This window comes from Alkalilimnicola ehrlichii, from assembly GCF_003399765.1.
Lineage (GTDB): Bacteria > Pseudomonadota > Gammaproteobacteria > Nitrococcales > AK92 > AK92.
This window is the reverse complement of sequence record NZ_NFZV01000049.1, coordinates 1-13,489: the sequence shown is the minus strand read 5'-3', so window position 1 is coordinate 13,489 and position 13,489 is coordinate 1. Positions and strand designations below refer to the sequence as shown.

The 13,489-nt window shown below is 56.5% G+C and carries 13 protein-coding genes; 3 read left to right on the top strand and 10 right to left on the bottom strand.

Translation table 11 applies throughout. The features are described from left to right. Nucleotides 1-254: 254 nt before the first annotated feature. The 4 genes from CAI21_RS22020 to CAI21_RS22005 all read right to left on the bottom strand — a co-directional run bounded on the left by CAI21_RS22020 (nt 255) and on the right by CAI21_RS22005 (nt 5,703). A complete protein-coding gene (locus CAI21_RS22020) occupies nt 255-1,160 on the bottom strand; it encodes a DUF4382 domain-containing protein (RefSeq protein WP_181919589.1) in 906 nt (301 codons plus the stop codon). Between the two features lie 188 nt (nt 1,161-1,348). Continuing rightward, nucleotides 1,349-3,433 carry a putative bifunctional diguanylate cyclase/phosphodiesterase gene (locus CAI21_RS22015; protein ID WP_116304270.1) on the bottom strand — a complete coding sequence of 695 codons (2,085 nt, stop codon included), beginning with the start codon at nt 3,431-3,433 and terminating at the stop codon, nt 1,349-1,351. 408 nt (nt 3,434-3,841) lie between these two features. After that, the gene (locus CAI21_RS22010; RefSeq protein WP_116304269.1) at nt 3,842-5,122 is read right to left on the bottom strand and encodes a TRAP transporter large permease; all 1,281 of its coding nucleotides are present in this window, start codon (nt 5,120-5,122) and stop codon (nt 3,842-3,844) included. 2 nt (nt 5,123-5,124) lie between these two features. Beyond that, a complete protein-coding gene (locus tag CAI21_RS22005) occupies nt 5,125-5,703 on the bottom strand; it encodes a TRAP transporter small permease (protein WP_116304268.1) in 579 nt (192 codons plus the stop codon). A 168-nt stretch (nt 5,704-5,871) separates the two neighbouring features. Here CAI21_RS22005 and CAI21_RS22000 point away from each other — a divergent pair, with 168 nt between their 5' ends. Beyond that, the gene (locus CAI21_RS22000) at nt 5,872-6,918 is read left to right on the top strand and encodes a TRAP transporter substrate-binding protein (RefSeq protein ID WP_116304267.1); all 1,047 of its coding nucleotides are present in this window, start codon (nt 5,872-5,874) and stop codon (nt 6,916-6,918) included. Between the two features lie 104 nt (nt 6,919-7,022). After that, nucleotides 7,023-7,601, top strand: a complete 579-nt coding sequence (locus CAI21_RS21995) for a thioredoxin family protein (protein ID WP_116304266.1) — start codon at nt 7,023-7,025, stop codon at nt 7,599-7,601. A gap of 70 nt (nt 7,602-7,671) precedes the next feature. Here CAI21_RS21995 and CAI21_RS21990 read toward each other — a convergent pair whose 3' ends face one another. Next, a complete protein-coding gene (locus tag CAI21_RS21990) occupies nt 7,672-7,932 on the bottom strand; it encodes a YkgJ family cysteine cluster protein (protein ID WP_116304265.1) in 261 nt (86 codons plus the stop codon). A 392-nt stretch (nt 7,933-8,324) separates the two neighbouring features. Here CAI21_RS21990 and CAI21_RS21985 point away from each other — a divergent pair, with 392 nt between their 5' ends. Next, complete coding sequence (locus tag CAI21_RS21985; RefSeq protein WP_258868272.1) at nt 8,325-8,957, top strand: acyl-CoA thioesterase; 633 nt, start codon at nt 8,325-8,327, stop codon at nt 8,955-8,957. A gap of 76 nt (nt 8,958-9,033) precedes the next feature. Here CAI21_RS21985 and CAI21_RS21980 read toward each other — a convergent pair whose 3' ends face one another. From CAI21_RS21980 to CAI21_RS21960, 5 genes are all read right to left on the bottom strand, one after another. Next, nucleotides 9,034-9,924, bottom strand: a complete 891-nt coding sequence (locus CAI21_RS21980; RefSeq protein WP_116304264.1) for a lambda-exonuclease family protein — start codon at nt 9,922-9,924, stop codon at nt 9,034-9,036. Continuing rightward, nucleotides 9,921-10,718, bottom strand: a complete 798-nt coding sequence (locus tag CAI21_RS21975; RefSeq protein ID WP_116304263.1) for a hypothetical protein — start codon at nt 10,716-10,718, stop codon at nt 9,921-9,923. Before CAI21_RS21975 ends, CAI21_RS21980 begins: the two co-directional genes overlap by 4 nt. A 59-nt stretch (nt 10,719-10,777) precedes the next feature. Further along, the gene (gene murI / locus CAI21_RS21970; protein ID WP_116304262.1) at nt 10,778-11,620 is read right to left on the bottom strand and encodes a glutamate racemase; all 843 of its coding nucleotides are present in this window, start codon (nt 11,618-11,620) and stop codon (nt 10,778-10,780) included. A 285-nt stretch (nt 11,621-11,905) separates the two neighbouring features. Then, on the bottom strand, nt 11,906-12,760 hold the full coding sequence (locus tag CAI21_RS21965) for a DUF3299 domain-containing protein (protein WP_116304261.1): 855 nt from the start codon (nt 12,758-12,760) through the stop codon (nt 11,906-11,908). Nucleotides 12,761-12,782: 22 nt separating this feature from the next. Continuing rightward, nucleotides 12,783-13,489, bottom strand: a 707-nt coding sequence (locus CAI21_RS21960; protein WP_220349043.1) for an FtsX-like permease family protein, incomplete at its 5' end; no start/stop codon positions are given.

Below are 13,489 nucleotides of genomic sequence, written 5' to 3'. Positions count from 1 at the left end.
GACACGTCCGGACAGGGGCCGCGGCCAGAGGGAGAAGGCAGTATCGGTATAATAGGATACGAGATTTTTAGCATTCGCTCTAGTACGCCTTTACGGCTTGGATTGGCCCGTTCGGGCTCTTCTTCGGGTTCTTGGTCACATTACGGCTTTTGCCAAGGACGGCGGCGTTGCCGATGGATCGCGCCCAGTCAGAAACCCGAAGGAGGGCTCCTGGCTGGGCGTGCCGATAAAGAAATCTGGCGGCGTGAAATGCTTTATTGGAAGTCGTGGCGTGTGCTGCGGCCGCGTTCGACCGTAACATTCACGCCGTTGCCGAACGATACATTGCTGTTTCGTGTGGGGTCGTCGCGCCCGGCCTGGCAGGTGAAGGCAACGGTGTAATTGCCGGGCGGGATAAAGCCGGCCGTATAGGTGCGATCCGATGGGTCCACGATGGCGGTGGTTATAGGGTCGCTGTGATGCCGGCGGATATCGCGTATCGATGCGTTATGGCCTTCGAAGACATAAACGGCAGCGCCGTGCCGTTGCCCTTGGGTATTCCAGCAGTTCTCGTCGCCCATCAACCGACTCGCCACATCGCCGGTAATGCTGCCGGCCCGCTCGGTGTCGACGACGCGAATAAACGGGGTCAACTGAAAATCGCCGGCGCTTGAGGTGGTGCGGGTCAGCGATTTGCGCAGGTCGACATCCAAGGTGTAATCGGCTCTACCGTCCGCAGGCACTACGATACGGGTACCGCTAGTTTGGCCGCTGGCGCCTAGCCGAAGGTCGTACTGAGAACCGTCAACGGTGACGTAGGAGGCGCCGGCGACGGTGCTGGCATCGTCGATCAATAAGCGAACGCGTGTGTATTCGCCGCCTTTGATACGATGACGGCTTAATATCGTATGGCTTTGTTCGCCTTGTAGCTGTAGTAAGTCGATCGTCTCGGCTTGGTCGAACTCGATGCGAACGGTATCGCCTTCCGCAGGGTGCAGCTCTAACCCGCGCAGTTGAATAACAACCTCTTCCGCGTCGTCGACCGGCCCATCGGTCAGCGCTAGGGTAAGCTCTCCGCGCCCCGATTCGCCCGTGAAAAAATCCCGCCAGCTCCAATCGTCGCAGCCGCTCAGCGCGAGCGCTCCGATCAGTACAGGTAACCATTTCGTTGTTCTCTTCATGGTCTGCCTAGTCCTTAGGGGAACACGCATATTATTATCTTCCATTGATAGCAGTTTAACGTCTGCCGTTAGGGTTGTCTCGGCGGTTTGCGGTAAAGAATAGTCAGCAAGTATATGCGAGTAAAGGCGAAAGACGATCGTGCGTTAAGCTCGATAAGCTGCGATAGCGGCAATTCGGGTGTGGCATCTCAATGCGTTACGCAGTGCATCATGGCATTGGCTTCCAGAGGCGGGAAGAAAAGGCTTCCTTGAGCGTGCCGACAGCCCAACTCGATCAGTTCTTGTCGATGATCGGTGTTTTCCACCCCGACCGCGATCAAGTCGACCTCCAGTTGGTTGGCCAATTCGATGATGGCTTTGACGATCGCGCTGGCTTTTGTTTGCGGCCCCAAGGATTGAATGAAGGTACGGTCGATTTTTAGCGCATCGACTTGAAAATGCCTTAACGCCCTCAGCGAAGAGAAGCCGGAGCCGAAGTCGTTAACGCTTATCTTGGTGCCCAACGCTCTTAGCTCTGCGACCATAACTGCGGCAAGAACGGGGTGCTCCAGCAAGGCTTGCTCCCCCACTTCCAGCGTTATCCGCCTGGGATCGATGCCGGTACGATATAAGGTGTCGCGTACCTGTTGCGCTAATCCGCGGTGGCAGAGCTGGTTGGCGGAGAGGTTTAGGTGGACCTCGAAATCAGGTGCCAAGCCGAGCTCTTTATCCCAGCGGCCTAGTTGTAAGCAGGTCTCTTCTAGAATCTGCTCTCCGATCGGGATGATCAGTCCGGTTTCTTCCGCGGTTTGTAAAAACTCGGAAGGGGAGAGCAACCCCTCGTCGGGATGCCGCCAGCGCAGTAAAACCTCGCACCCCTTACAGCGGCCGGTTTTTAGATCGATGATCGGTTGATACAGCGTTTCGAACTCGCGCCGTTCTACCGCGCGGCGTAGCTCCGATTCGCGTTGGAGGGCGGAGACGGCATGGGCACGCATACCTTTTTCGAAGATGACATGACAGCCCCGGCCCCGGGCTTTGGCTTGGTACATAGCAATGTCGGCGTCCCGTAGTACCTCGCTCGGCTCTTGATAGCCGCGCGAGCTAAAGGCTATACCGATACTGGTCGAGGTTTTGATGTCCTGCCCGGCGATGGTGAAGGGCTGCGCCAGGGCAAGGTGAATACGCTCGGCGACACGAATGGCATCGGTGCTGTCGCTAAGATCTTCCAGCAAAATCGTGAACTCGTCGCCGCCTTGGCGGGCTAAGGTGTCGCCTGGGCGAAGGCATTCGTGCACGCGCTGAGCGAATTGAACCAGCAACTGGTCGCCGGCCATGTGACCGAGGCTGTCGTTAATTCGCTTGAAACGGTCGAGGTCCATCATCATGACGGCATAGCGCCAGTTGCGCCGTTGCCCCCTCAAGAGTGCACGCTCCAGGCGCTCGGAGAATAGTGCTCGGTTCGGGAGGTTGGTCAGAGAGTCGTGGAATGCGCTGTGGGCAAGCTGTCGCTCGACCTCTTTGCGCTCGCTTATATCGACCGTGATGGTGACAAAGCCGGATAAGCTATCGTTCGGGTCGCGTAGCGGAGAGAGCGACATATAGCCTGGAAAGGAACTGTCGTCCTTATGTTTTAGCTGCAATTCGCCTTCCCAGGCTTGCTCTGCCGACATGGCATGCCGTAAGGCGGCGACAAGCTCGTTTTCCTCTTCCGCCAGTAGTAGATCCAGTGCCGGCCGGTCCATGACGTCTTCCGCCTGCCAGCCATACATCGTTTCCGCGAAGTGGTTCCAATAAGTAATACGCTGCTGTTCGTCGGTGGCAATGACGGCATTTTGCACCTGGTTGAGCAGCGAGGCTTGAAAGCGGATTTGCTGTTCCGCCTGTTTGCGTTTGATCGCGTAATGGATTGCCTTTACCAGGCTGCTGGAGGTGACGTCGTCTTTGACCAGATAGTCTTGTGCGCCTTTGTCCAAGGCCTCAAGCGCCATGTCCAGGTCGCGTTGGCCGGTTAAAATGATGACGGGCAGCCTGGCGGCGTGGGTTTGCAGTCGTTCGAAAGTCGGCAAGCCCCGGCTGTCTGGGAGCGATAAATCGAGTAGCACGACGCTTATCGTGGTATGGGCGAGCTGTTCGAGACCGGCGCTCAGACGTTGAACATGGACGATCTCGTAATCGGTTTCCCCTTCTTCGCGTAGCATTTGCTCGATCAAGCGGGCTTGAGTCCGGTTGTCTTCGACGAGCAACACCTTCTCGTCGTTAGTTGGCGGATCAAGCGGATTCCTGGTGGCCATTCCTTTGTCTCACCTACTTGCCGGTCGTCCTTTCGTGCCGGTCATTTGTCAGTCACGGTTACGTTGCCGTTTACGGTGCCTTTAGAGCGATGGGAGGCCGCCGCTAGGGGAGAGTTCCCGACAGAGCGAACTAGCGCCCATGCGCCTTGCGGCCGAGCTTGCTGTCTACACGCTGTTACCGCCGTTCTCCTCCTGACGGCGTAGTCTCCGCCTCTTGAAACAGGCTAAATGAGCATAAGGCCTGGTGAACTTGCAGAGGATACCTTCGCCGGCTCCCTGAAACAGTATTTATGAGCGGTTATCGATAATAACACCCCGCGCGAGTGGGAAACCTTTAACAGCAGCAAAGCGGCTAATCGTTATCAGGGCCATTCGATGTGGCTTACATGTCGGTGTAAGCCGCGCGTTCTAACCGTAGGCCAGATCGCGAAGGAAAAGGGCAATTTGCGGGAAAGCGATGAGTAGCCCGGTGGCGGAGATGAGGATGGCGATAAACGGCGGCGTACCGCGAATGACTTCAAGGTAGGGGCGACGGAACACGGCGATGGCGGTGAAGATGTCGCAACCGAACGGAGGCGTCGCCGAGCCGATGGCAACCTGGAGGGTGATCAGTGTACCCACTAGCACGGGGTCCAGGCCGGACATTTGTATCGCCGGTGCAAACAGCGGCGTGAGCACGAGAATGACGACGATCGGATCGACGAACATGCAGCCGACAAAGAAAGCCAAACAGATAAACACAAGGACCAAGGTAGGGTTTTGCGCAGCATTGGCGATGAAATCGCCGAGCAACAGCTGCGGAATCTGAGCGAAAGAGATAGCCCAGGAAAAGGCGCCTCCCGCACCGACGAGGATAAACACCACGGCGGTGATCAGGCCGGTCGATAAGGCGATCGCAGGAATATCGACAAGCTTCAGTTTGCGAAAGACCGCAAGCTCCAGAAACAAGGCGTATAGAACCGACATGGCTCCCGCCTCGGTCGGACTAAAGTTGCCGGTATAGATACCGCCGATGACGATAACCGGAAAACCAAGCGGCAATAGCCCTCGCACAACGGCGCGGCGCCGCTCTCGCCAACTGGCGGGCGGGAGGATAGGAATGTTCTGGCGGCGGGAGACGATATAGCAATAGATAGAGAACAAACACAGGATAAGCAAGCCCGGCCCGATGCCGGCGATAAATAATTCGCCCACCGAGGTGCCGGAGACGACGCCATAAATGATCATGCCGATCGAGGGCGGAATCAGTAGTGCGATGTCGCTGGCGTTAATGATCAGCGCCAAGGCAAAGCTGTCTTTATAACCCGCCTGTAATAGTTTCGGTCGTAACGGCTGCCCCATGGCTACTACCGTCGCCTGTGTCGAGCCGGATACGGCACCGAATAAGGTGCAGCTGGCTGCGGTCGTTATGGGGAGCCCGCCACGTATATGACGAATAAACGACATAACCAAATCGAGTAGGCGGTTTGCCGTTTGGCCATGCGTCATCAAGTCGGCGGCGAAGATAAACATCGGCACGGCAACCAGTACTTCCGGCTCGATACCGCGCACCATTGCCGAAATGAGATTGCTTGGGTCGACGTCGATAAAGACTAGCGCCAGTAACAAGGCCCCGGCAAGCAAGGGGACCAGCATTGGGAAGCCCAACAGGAGTAGGGTCAACATAACCAGCGCAAGCACCGTTACCATGCTCAGATCCGTCCGTTGTGGTGGTCATCGTCCTGAGTGTCGGGAACATTGAACGCTAGATAAACGCCGGGGGTGGCGATGTTGCGAATGGCCGCCAGTAAAAACTGAATACCGCCGAGGCATAAACCGATCGGTATCGCAAGGTATATTAAGTAAAGCGGAATATGCAGGGAGGCCGTGACACTGCCGATCTGTCGTGTTTGCTGGACATAATCAAGCGCGAACCATGCGAGTGCGAACAGCAGGACAGCGGTACCTAGGTGAATGGTAATGTGCAGAATTTTGGCGCTAATCCCATGAAACTGTTCGGCTAAAGCCGACATTCGGATATGTCGGGCTTTGCGTGCGGCGTAGCCGACCCCCATAAAGGTGATAAGAACGATTAATAAGCGATTGAGTTCACCCGTAAACGGCAAGCTATGACCCAGGTTACGGCCAATAACATTGGCGACATTAAGAACGGCCATGGCCAATACGGCCCCGGAAAGCAGTATGGCTTCGCAGCGTTCCAGGCCGCGGTCCAATACGGCTAGGGTTTTAATTAGAAAATTAATAAGGCGCATTTGTTTTTGTTTCTTCATCCTTACCAGACGTAATGACTCTGGAGGTACTTCTAAAGAGGCTGGCGGTAAATCTTTTCCGGCTTGGCGAGCAGGCTTGCTGCCTCGGCTAAGGCGTAGCAGCGCAGAGGCGGAACCTTAGCTCGATATGCCCGATAATCGATAAGACAACGGGGAGGCGAATTAACTATGCGGCGATGGATGTTGCTTTGTCTGTTTCTCGTTTTAACTGGCTGCGGCGATGCGCCGGGCGACGGCACCCAACAATGGCGCTTTGCCTTGGAGGAAATCGATGGCAGCGTGCAGGACGCTTATGCCCAGCGGTTTAAGGCGTTGGTCGAAGAGCGCAGCGGCGGGGATATTGAAGTTCTAATTTATCCTTACGGCACCTTAGGCACCTCGGCGCAACTGAGCGAATTGATCCAGAACGGAACGTTGGAATTCGCCTTTGCATCGCCAGGGCATTTGGGTTCGGTTGTGCCGGAAGTGCAGGTTATGAATCTGCATTTTCTGTTTTCGGAAGATAACGAAGCCAATGCTGAGGTGCTCAGAGATAGCCCGACCATATACGGACCGCTTGCCGATGCCTATATGCGGCGGAATCTCAAATTGCTCGCAATGATTCCCGAAGGGTGGATGGCCTGGACGGGTAACCGGCCGTTGCGTACACCTGAAGATTTCCAAGGGTTTCGTATTCGTACCATGGTCTCGCCTCTGTTGTTAGAGGCTTACCGAGCCTATGGCGCTAACCCGGCGCCCTTGCCATACGCGGAGGTCTATAGCGCGCTGCAACTGAATACGATCGATGGCCAGGTGAACCCGATCTTCGCTATCGAGGAAATGAGTTTCTACGAGGTGCAAGATTATCTCGTTATGCCGCGGCACTTGCAGTTCGTTGCTAGTGTGGTCACGAATCCGCAGTTCTATGACGGCCTGGATGCCGAGACTCAAGCAATGTTGCAGGACGTTAAAGAAGAGCTGGACGATTATATTTTTCAGGTTCAGCGCGATTACAATGCGGAACGCTTGAATGTCATCCGGGAAAACAGCGATATAGAAATTATCGAGCTGTCCGAAGAAGAGCGGGAAGCGTTTCACGCCTTGAGCTTACCGGTGCGCGAGCGTTACGTTGAGATGACAGGGGAGCAAGGCGAGCGTATTCTGGAGGGTTTGCAAGAAGAGTTCGCGGCTGCCGAAGCAGGGGAGTTCGTCGGTCGTGAAGATCGGGAAAATTAAGTGTTATTGCATCGTCGATACCCAGCCCGCATGCAGCGGCAATGGGCATGAGAAACGCGAGCGTTCCCGGGGAACGCTCTTGATGAGCGAGTAAGGATATAGGCATGGTATCGGTGAAATCGACAATGCTTGCGCTCGGTACCCCGGCGCCGGCTTTTCGGCTAAAGGATACCGAAGGTAACTGGGTTACGATCGACGACTTCGAAGACTCGACGGCGTTGCTCGTTATTTTTATGTGCAACCATTGCCCCTATGTTCGTCATCTAAGCGAAGGGCTGGTTGACTATGCGAAAGAGTTCTTAGGGCAGGGCGTTGCCATCGTCGGCATCAATGCGAACGATGCGGAGCGCTATCCGGACGACGCACCGGAGAAAATGATGGCCGAGAAGGTTCGCGCAGGTTATCCGTTTCCGTACTTATTCGATCCTGAACAAACAGTCGCTAGGGCCTATAAGGCGGCATGTACGCCGGACTTTTTCCTTTTTGATCGCGAGCGTTGTCTAGTGTATCGAGGCCGTTTCGATGCCAGCACGCCGAAAAATAACGAAGCGGTCACCGGCGCGGAGCTGCGTTCGGCTACCAATGCCGTGCTGGCCGGCCATGAAATTTCGGCCGAGCAGAAACCGAGCATAGGCTGCAACATAAAATGGCGACCGGGCAACGAGCCCGAGTGGTTCGGCTAAGACGGCGCTGCCTTTTAAGCCTGTGGGCGTGGGGCAGGAGATCGGGTGCGGTAAAGTCTACTCCTGCGCCTTAGGGCGGGTTAGCAGTCGCTATTTCCAGGCGCGACAATTCGGCTAACGCTTCGTCGCGGTTGTTGCCGCACATCTGCGGTTCCGGTTGCAGGCGTCGGCACACCGCCGGCCGGCGCGAATCGCCGAATAAGCGGCAGCGGAGCTTTTCATCCAGCTGTACGCAAGGCACGCCGGCCGGTTTACCATGCGGCATGCCGGGGATCGGGGAGCTGATCGAGGGCGCGATACAGCACGCGCCGCAGCCTGAGCGACAGTCCATATATCAGTGTCCGGTAACTGCGATCGTGAGTCGAAGCCTACGGAAAGTAGCGCCATTTGCCAATGGCAGGGAGTGGCAGTGCGCGTCTACGTTTCATTGTTTCTAGTTTAGCTGGTGTTAATATGTCGTCAGCTAGTTTTTGAGGAGTGGCGCATGAGCGTAGGCGAGTTACAAGACTTGGTCGGATTGATGCAACTGGAGCAGCTTGAGGAAAATCTGTTTCGGGGCGAAAGCCGTAAGGTGGTTGGGAATCGGGTTTTCGGTGGCCAGGTACTTGGACAAGCGCTAATGGCGGCGACGCACACGGTTGAAGGCCGCATCGCCCACTCGTTGCAAGCCTATTTTTATGGCCTGGCGATGCCACCGCACCGATTGTTTACGATGTCGAGCGGGTGCGCGACGGCGGCAGTTTTACCACTCGCCGCGTCAAGGCAATCCAACACGGGCGTACGATTTTCGATTTGGCGGCATCCTTTCAGATTCCCGAGCAAGGCGCTGAGCATCAGGACGAGATGCCGGATGTGCCGGGGCCTGACGGCATTATGAGCGAGCGAGAGCTGGTCGAGCGATATATCGAACGCCAGCCGGTGTCGGAAAAGTTGCAGCGTGCGCTACGTCGCCCACGACCGGTGGAGACGCGACCGATCGATCCCGAGGATCCGATCTCGCCGCAGCCCTTGCCCACGAAAAAATACTATTGGATTCGGGCCAGCGATCAGTTACCCGGCGATTTGAGCCTGCACCAGGCATTGTTAGCGTATGCGTCCGATCATGGTTTATTGAGTGCGGCTTTACGGCCGCATGCGTATTCGTTCATGCAGCCTGACTTGCAATTAGCCAGTCTTGATCACGGTATGTGGTTTCACCGTGCGTTTCGTTTCGACGACTGGCTGCTCTATAGCATCGAAAGCCCGAGTGCGTCGAATAGCCGGGGTTTCACCCGCGGCCAGATTTTTACCCGCGACGGAACGCTAGTTGCCTCAACGGTCCAGGAAGGATTAATGCGGAAACAGCCTCAGAAGTAAGTGATCTATACGCCGAGGTGCCCGCTGACGTCCGTGGGACGGGCTGTCGGCGGGTATGTTCTTAATGCCTAACCGTTTATTGATCCTGTTCCGAGATGCGGTGTTGCCACCGGCCGGGCTTGCGGAAGGGCTCCAGGTTCATACCTTGGGTGGCGCGTCGCCAATCGATGTCGCCTTTCTTCCAGAAACGGGTAAGCTTGATGCCGGCGCCGCTAGTCGAGTAGTCTCCGGCCATTTCGATCAGCCGCTTCCGAGCTTGCGTTTCCGCGCGCTGCGCCTCGTCCAACCATCGCCGCGACTCTTTCCATTCCGCAACGGCGTCGCGCCATTCCCGATCGTGTCGTACCACGACGTCGGTTGGGCTTAACGGCGGCGGCGTGTCGTCGTCTAAGTGTTCGAAGAATTCCGTCCAGCTTTCTACTAATGCGGCTTGGGCTTCGGCATCCGGACGAATGTCGACCCTCAGACAGCCGCGAATCTCTTCCTCATCCGCCTCGCAGACAAGGAAGTGAGCGCCTTCGGCCTTTGCACACAGCAGCTGTTGTTGAACTTGCCACCAATAGTTCAGCGGCGGCTTGCCGGTGGCTTCGATCGTTTGCCAAGTGGCGGAGTTCGCGCCTTTTAGCGGGCATTTGATCTCCAGAACCCAGCGGCCGTCGAAACTAAGCCCGTCTAAGCTGGCGCTCAGTCGCTCGTGCGCAACGACCTGTGGCTCGAAGACTTCGTCCAGTATCTGCTCGGCATAGGCGCGTGCATGTTGCTCTAGTAGCAGCCCGCGCCGCATGGCTGGCGTGGTTTCGACAGAGGCGCGGCCGGTTTTGACTAACCAGAGTTCGTGAGGCGTGCGAGGAAACCAAGGCGAGCACCCCATCAAAGCGCCGGTTTCGGAGGCATTGCCCATGCGCTCGCGATAGCTGTGCCATGCCGGGGTGTCCTGATGGTGATGGAGCGGGATGATTGCGCTCATGTCGCCGTCTCCTTCTTCTTGACCAGCATCCGTTTGGCGCGGTCGAAGTCCGCTTCCGGAAGCTCCTTCAACGAGGCGACTTTAAAGAAACGGTGGAATTTCTTCGCATCGGTTTGTGTCTCTTTGAGTAGCTGTTGCAGCTCTTTCAGTTGCGCTTCGTCGACCTTGGGCGCGGCCTTGCGGGCTTCCGCTTCTTGTTTTTCGCGGAATTCGGCTGTGATTTCTTGTACGTACTTATTGTCGTCGTAGCGGCCCAGATGAATATCGGCCGAGAATCCCAGTAGCGACAAGCATTTGCTCATCCCGTCGGTGAGGGATTTCTTGGGCGCCTCTTCGTCTGTGAACAAACCGTGCCGGTTTTTACCTACAAAGGTCGTTTGGCCGAATTGAACCACTTCGCCCCGTTGTTCTTGATAGCGGTACCATAACTTAACGCGTACCTTGTGAATCAACTCGCGCGTGCCGCGATCGTCTAGGGGAGCGCCTTCCATAAGGGATTCGTCAAGGATATCCAACCCCCAACCAAGGCCCATAGGGCCAAAGACTTCGGTGGCTCGTTTGGCCAGATAGGTGGCATTGGTTGCGGTTCCCTTGAAACCGCCTCCTCGGTTGAAGGGCTTGGTATAGCTTGGGTCGGTTTTTTCGACCTGCTCCCAGATCGCAAGCTTAGTCGCTTCGGTCATGGCGTATTCCTCTACCCAGCGTCGATGGGCGTACTCGTCCTGCTGCTGCCAGTCGTGCGCATCTTCCATAGAAAACCAAAAGGGAAATGGGTTGGCGACGCTCGGCGGCATATCCGCGGCAGCCTTTTTCGCTTACTTGGATTAGAACGCGGGAGTTTTGAAAAGTTCCTTTAATAACAAGAAGATGAAGGTGTTTTTTGGGAGGGGTTGAGCGGTTCGCAGGTGGGGATGAGGCGTGCCGTATCGGCGCCTGGCCATAAGCGGCTTAACACTTGGTCGAACGCGCTGGGCGAGCCTGTCGTCCAGAATTCTACCTGCCCTTCGGCGGCGGTAGCACTGAGGGTTCTCGCTTCCTGTAGTGCGCGGCGCAGCTGATTGGCGACAGCCGCTCCCGTGTCGATCAGTTGGATGTGGCGGCCAATGATATCGCCAATGGTTTCCCGCAGAAACGGATAGTGAGTGCAACCGAGAATCAAGGTGTCGATATCGGCTTCGAGAAGCGGTTGGGTATAGCGGGTAATAAGGTGTCGGGTGCGGGGGCTGTTAAGCTCGCCTAGTTCGACTTGTTCGACTAGGCCGGGGCAGGGCCGGGTGATGATGTCGGTGTCGGCCCCGAAGCGTTCAAGCAAGGCGGCGAAACGGGCGCTTGCTAACGTGCCGCTGGTTGCCAGCACGCCCACTTTGCCGTTACGGCTAGCGGCAACCGCCGGTTTGACGGCCGGTTCCATGGCGACTACGGGGAGCGAAAACTCCTCTCGCAATAAGGAAACGGCTGCGGCGGTGGCTGTGTTGCAGGCAACAACCAGCGCTTTCGCACCGCGCTCGATACAGAACCGGGCGATAAGGCGGGAGCGCTCCTGAACGTAGCCAACCGGCTTCTCGCCGTAGGGGACGTGCGCGGAGTCCGCTACATAGAGCAAGTTTTCGCTTGGTAGCAAGGCATGAATTTCGCGCAGAACGGATAGACCGCCTACACCCGAATCAAATACGCCTATCGGATCAGCAAAGCTCATGCAAAGCGCGCATCCATGTCGGATAACTGTTCTTCGTCTTTGTAAAAGGCGCGGAGCGCCCTTCGTGCCATTGGCAACTTGCCATAAATGGCCTCGAAAAGGTAGCGCCACAAGGTGCTTATCCCTTCTGCCATAATTGGTTTGGCAAGAGTAGCAGAGGGTGTGGGTCGTAGAATGCCCTCTGCTGTTCCTCAGGTGGGGAATTAAACCATAAGAGAAGGAGCGCCGTCAGAGAAGTTTGTCACTGCCGGGCTCCTCTTCCCGCGGAACAGGCGTTTAGCGGGATTATCGAGAAAGCGTCGCGTCGATAAGCCGATAAAACAGGCCCATTTCGTGCTCTCTGACCAGTTCGAGACGCCCTTCGATGACAATCGGATCCATGCTAACCGCGACCGGCCGTCTCGCTTTGACTTCAACAACCGATTCCGGCCCCCCGCTAATGCAATAAAAGCACGTCGGGGGAAGCTTGGTCAGAATGAAATGACTTTGCCGCTCGCTGTTCTCCAGCGGCGTCATGAATCCTTGCAGGCTCACTTGTTCGCCATCGAGCCGAGCGACTTTGTCGTCGAATTTCGGTAGCGGCATTCCCTGGTTGCCTTCCAGCACTTCAACGGCGGCGAGCGTGTTCCACGGCAGGACGCCTTCAATCTCGGGAAGCTCGTAGGCATGCTCTTCCTCGTGACCGACGGGAGGGCCGTAGGGGTCGAAGCTGCCGTCGCCAGTGTCCCCGAAGTAAGGGTCGAAACCAGCGTCGGAAACAAATAGCGTGAAGCTTTTATTCGCTTCGCCGGCGAGGATTGTTAAGGTGTCCTGCCCGGGAGTTAGCGCCTGCAAGAATAGGTTAACGCTACCCTCGTGATCAGTCGTCTCGGAATTAAGAAAGACTTCGTTGCCTCGCTCGGAACGAACCGTCAGCACCTGCTCTGCCAGCGGGCTGCCATCGGCAGCCCGCAAATGCAGAATCAGTTCCGCGCGGTCGTTGCGCTTTAAGTTCAAGGCTGCGACTTCTCCCAAGTCGCGGGAGTCGGCCAGATAGACCGCGACCGATGCTCCTTGCTCTTGCGTTTCTACCGAATCGCTATCGCTACAACCGCTAAGGAATAAGCCGGCAAGCAGCAGAACGAGCAATCTATAGAGCATGGGCACTCCTTCGGGAACGGTTCTAATGTTTCCTTAATTCTAAACCAACATCTTGCCTATATGCTTGGATAGCGGGAAGGAGAGCCGCAATAGCACCAATCAAAGCGGCGACTCCAAGCAGCACCAACTCCTCCCATAGCCACACGCGGCCGGTAAGATTGAGTTGTTGCGCTTGTTGCATCCAAAGGCCTAGTACTTCGGCGCTAAGGTGACCGAGAGCAATCCCCAGCGCGCCGCCTACAATGGCTAAAAGTAGGCCTTCAAGCAAGACGTGCAAGAACAATGTGCGACGTGGTGCACCTAATGCCCGCATCAGCGCAAGATCTTGTCGTCGTTGCCGAAGCGCGTTGTAGAGCGCGATGAACAAGCCTAAGCCGGCGGCGAACAAGAGAATCCAACCAAACAACCGTAATGCATCGAACCCTGTGCCGAGCATATTGAAGAGACGGCTGGTTTCCTGGGCCGGGACGGCCGCCTGCAACGCATTGCGAGCATTGATTTGACGCGGCAAGCTGACGGCGGCTACCGGCGAGCGATACTGAACGAGAAGTGCGGTGAGCTCCAGATCTTCGGTGTTCGCACTAGAAGCCGTCTGGTGCTCCTCGTGCGCATGGTCGCGGTCGTCGTGCGTACCGGTGCCTGAGCGCCCCTTGCTACCGACATGGACCGCCGATGACGTGCAATGCCTCGACACACGCACATACGCAGACATGGCAGAGCGTGATGCCG

Bases quoted from the DNA above. Each gene is read 5' to 3' on its own strand.
- CAI21_RS21980 (WP_116304264.1), bottom strand. From the start codon at position 9,924: ATGAGCGCAATCATCCCGCTCCATCACCATCAGGACACCCCGGCATGG.
- CAI21_RS21990 (WP_116304265.1), bottom strand. From the start codon at position 7,932: ATGGACTGTCGCTCAGGCTGCGGCGCGTGCTGTATCGCGCCCTCGATC.
- CAI21_RS22020 (WP_181919589.1), bottom strand. From the start codon at position 1,160: ATGAAGAGAACAACGAAATGGTTACCTGTACTGATCGGAGCGCTCGCG.
- CAI21_RS22015 (WP_116304270.1), bottom strand. From the start codon at position 3,433: ATGGCCACCAGGAATCCGCTTGATCCGCCAACTAACGACGAGAAGGTG.
- CAI21_RS21975 (WP_116304263.1), bottom strand. From the start codon at position 10,718: ATGCCGCCGAGCGTCGCCAACCCATTTCCCTTTTGGTTTTCTATGGAA.
- murI (WP_116304262.1), bottom strand. From the start codon at position 11,620: ATGAGCTTTGCTGATCCGATAGGCGTATTTGATTCGGGTGTAGGCGGT.
- CAI21_RS21965 (WP_116304261.1), bottom strand. From the start codon at position 12,760: ATGCTCTATAGATTGCTCGTTCTGCTGCTTGCCGGCTTATTCCTTAGC.
- CAI21_RS22005 (WP_116304268.1), bottom strand. From the start codon at position 5,703: ATGAAGAAACAAAAACAAATGCGCCTTATTAATTTTCTAATTAAAACC.
- CAI21_RS22000 (WP_116304267.1), top strand. From the start codon at position 5,872: ATGCGGCGATGGATGTTGCTTTGTCTGTTTCTCGTTTTAACTGGCTGC.
- CAI21_RS22010 (WP_116304269.1), bottom strand. From the start codon at position 5,122: ATGGTAACGGTGCTTGCGCTGGTTATGTTGACCCTACTCCTGTTGGGC.
- CAI21_RS21995 (WP_116304266.1), top strand. From the start codon at position 7,023: ATGGTATCGGTGAAATCGACAATGCTTGCGCTCGGTACCCCGGCGCCG.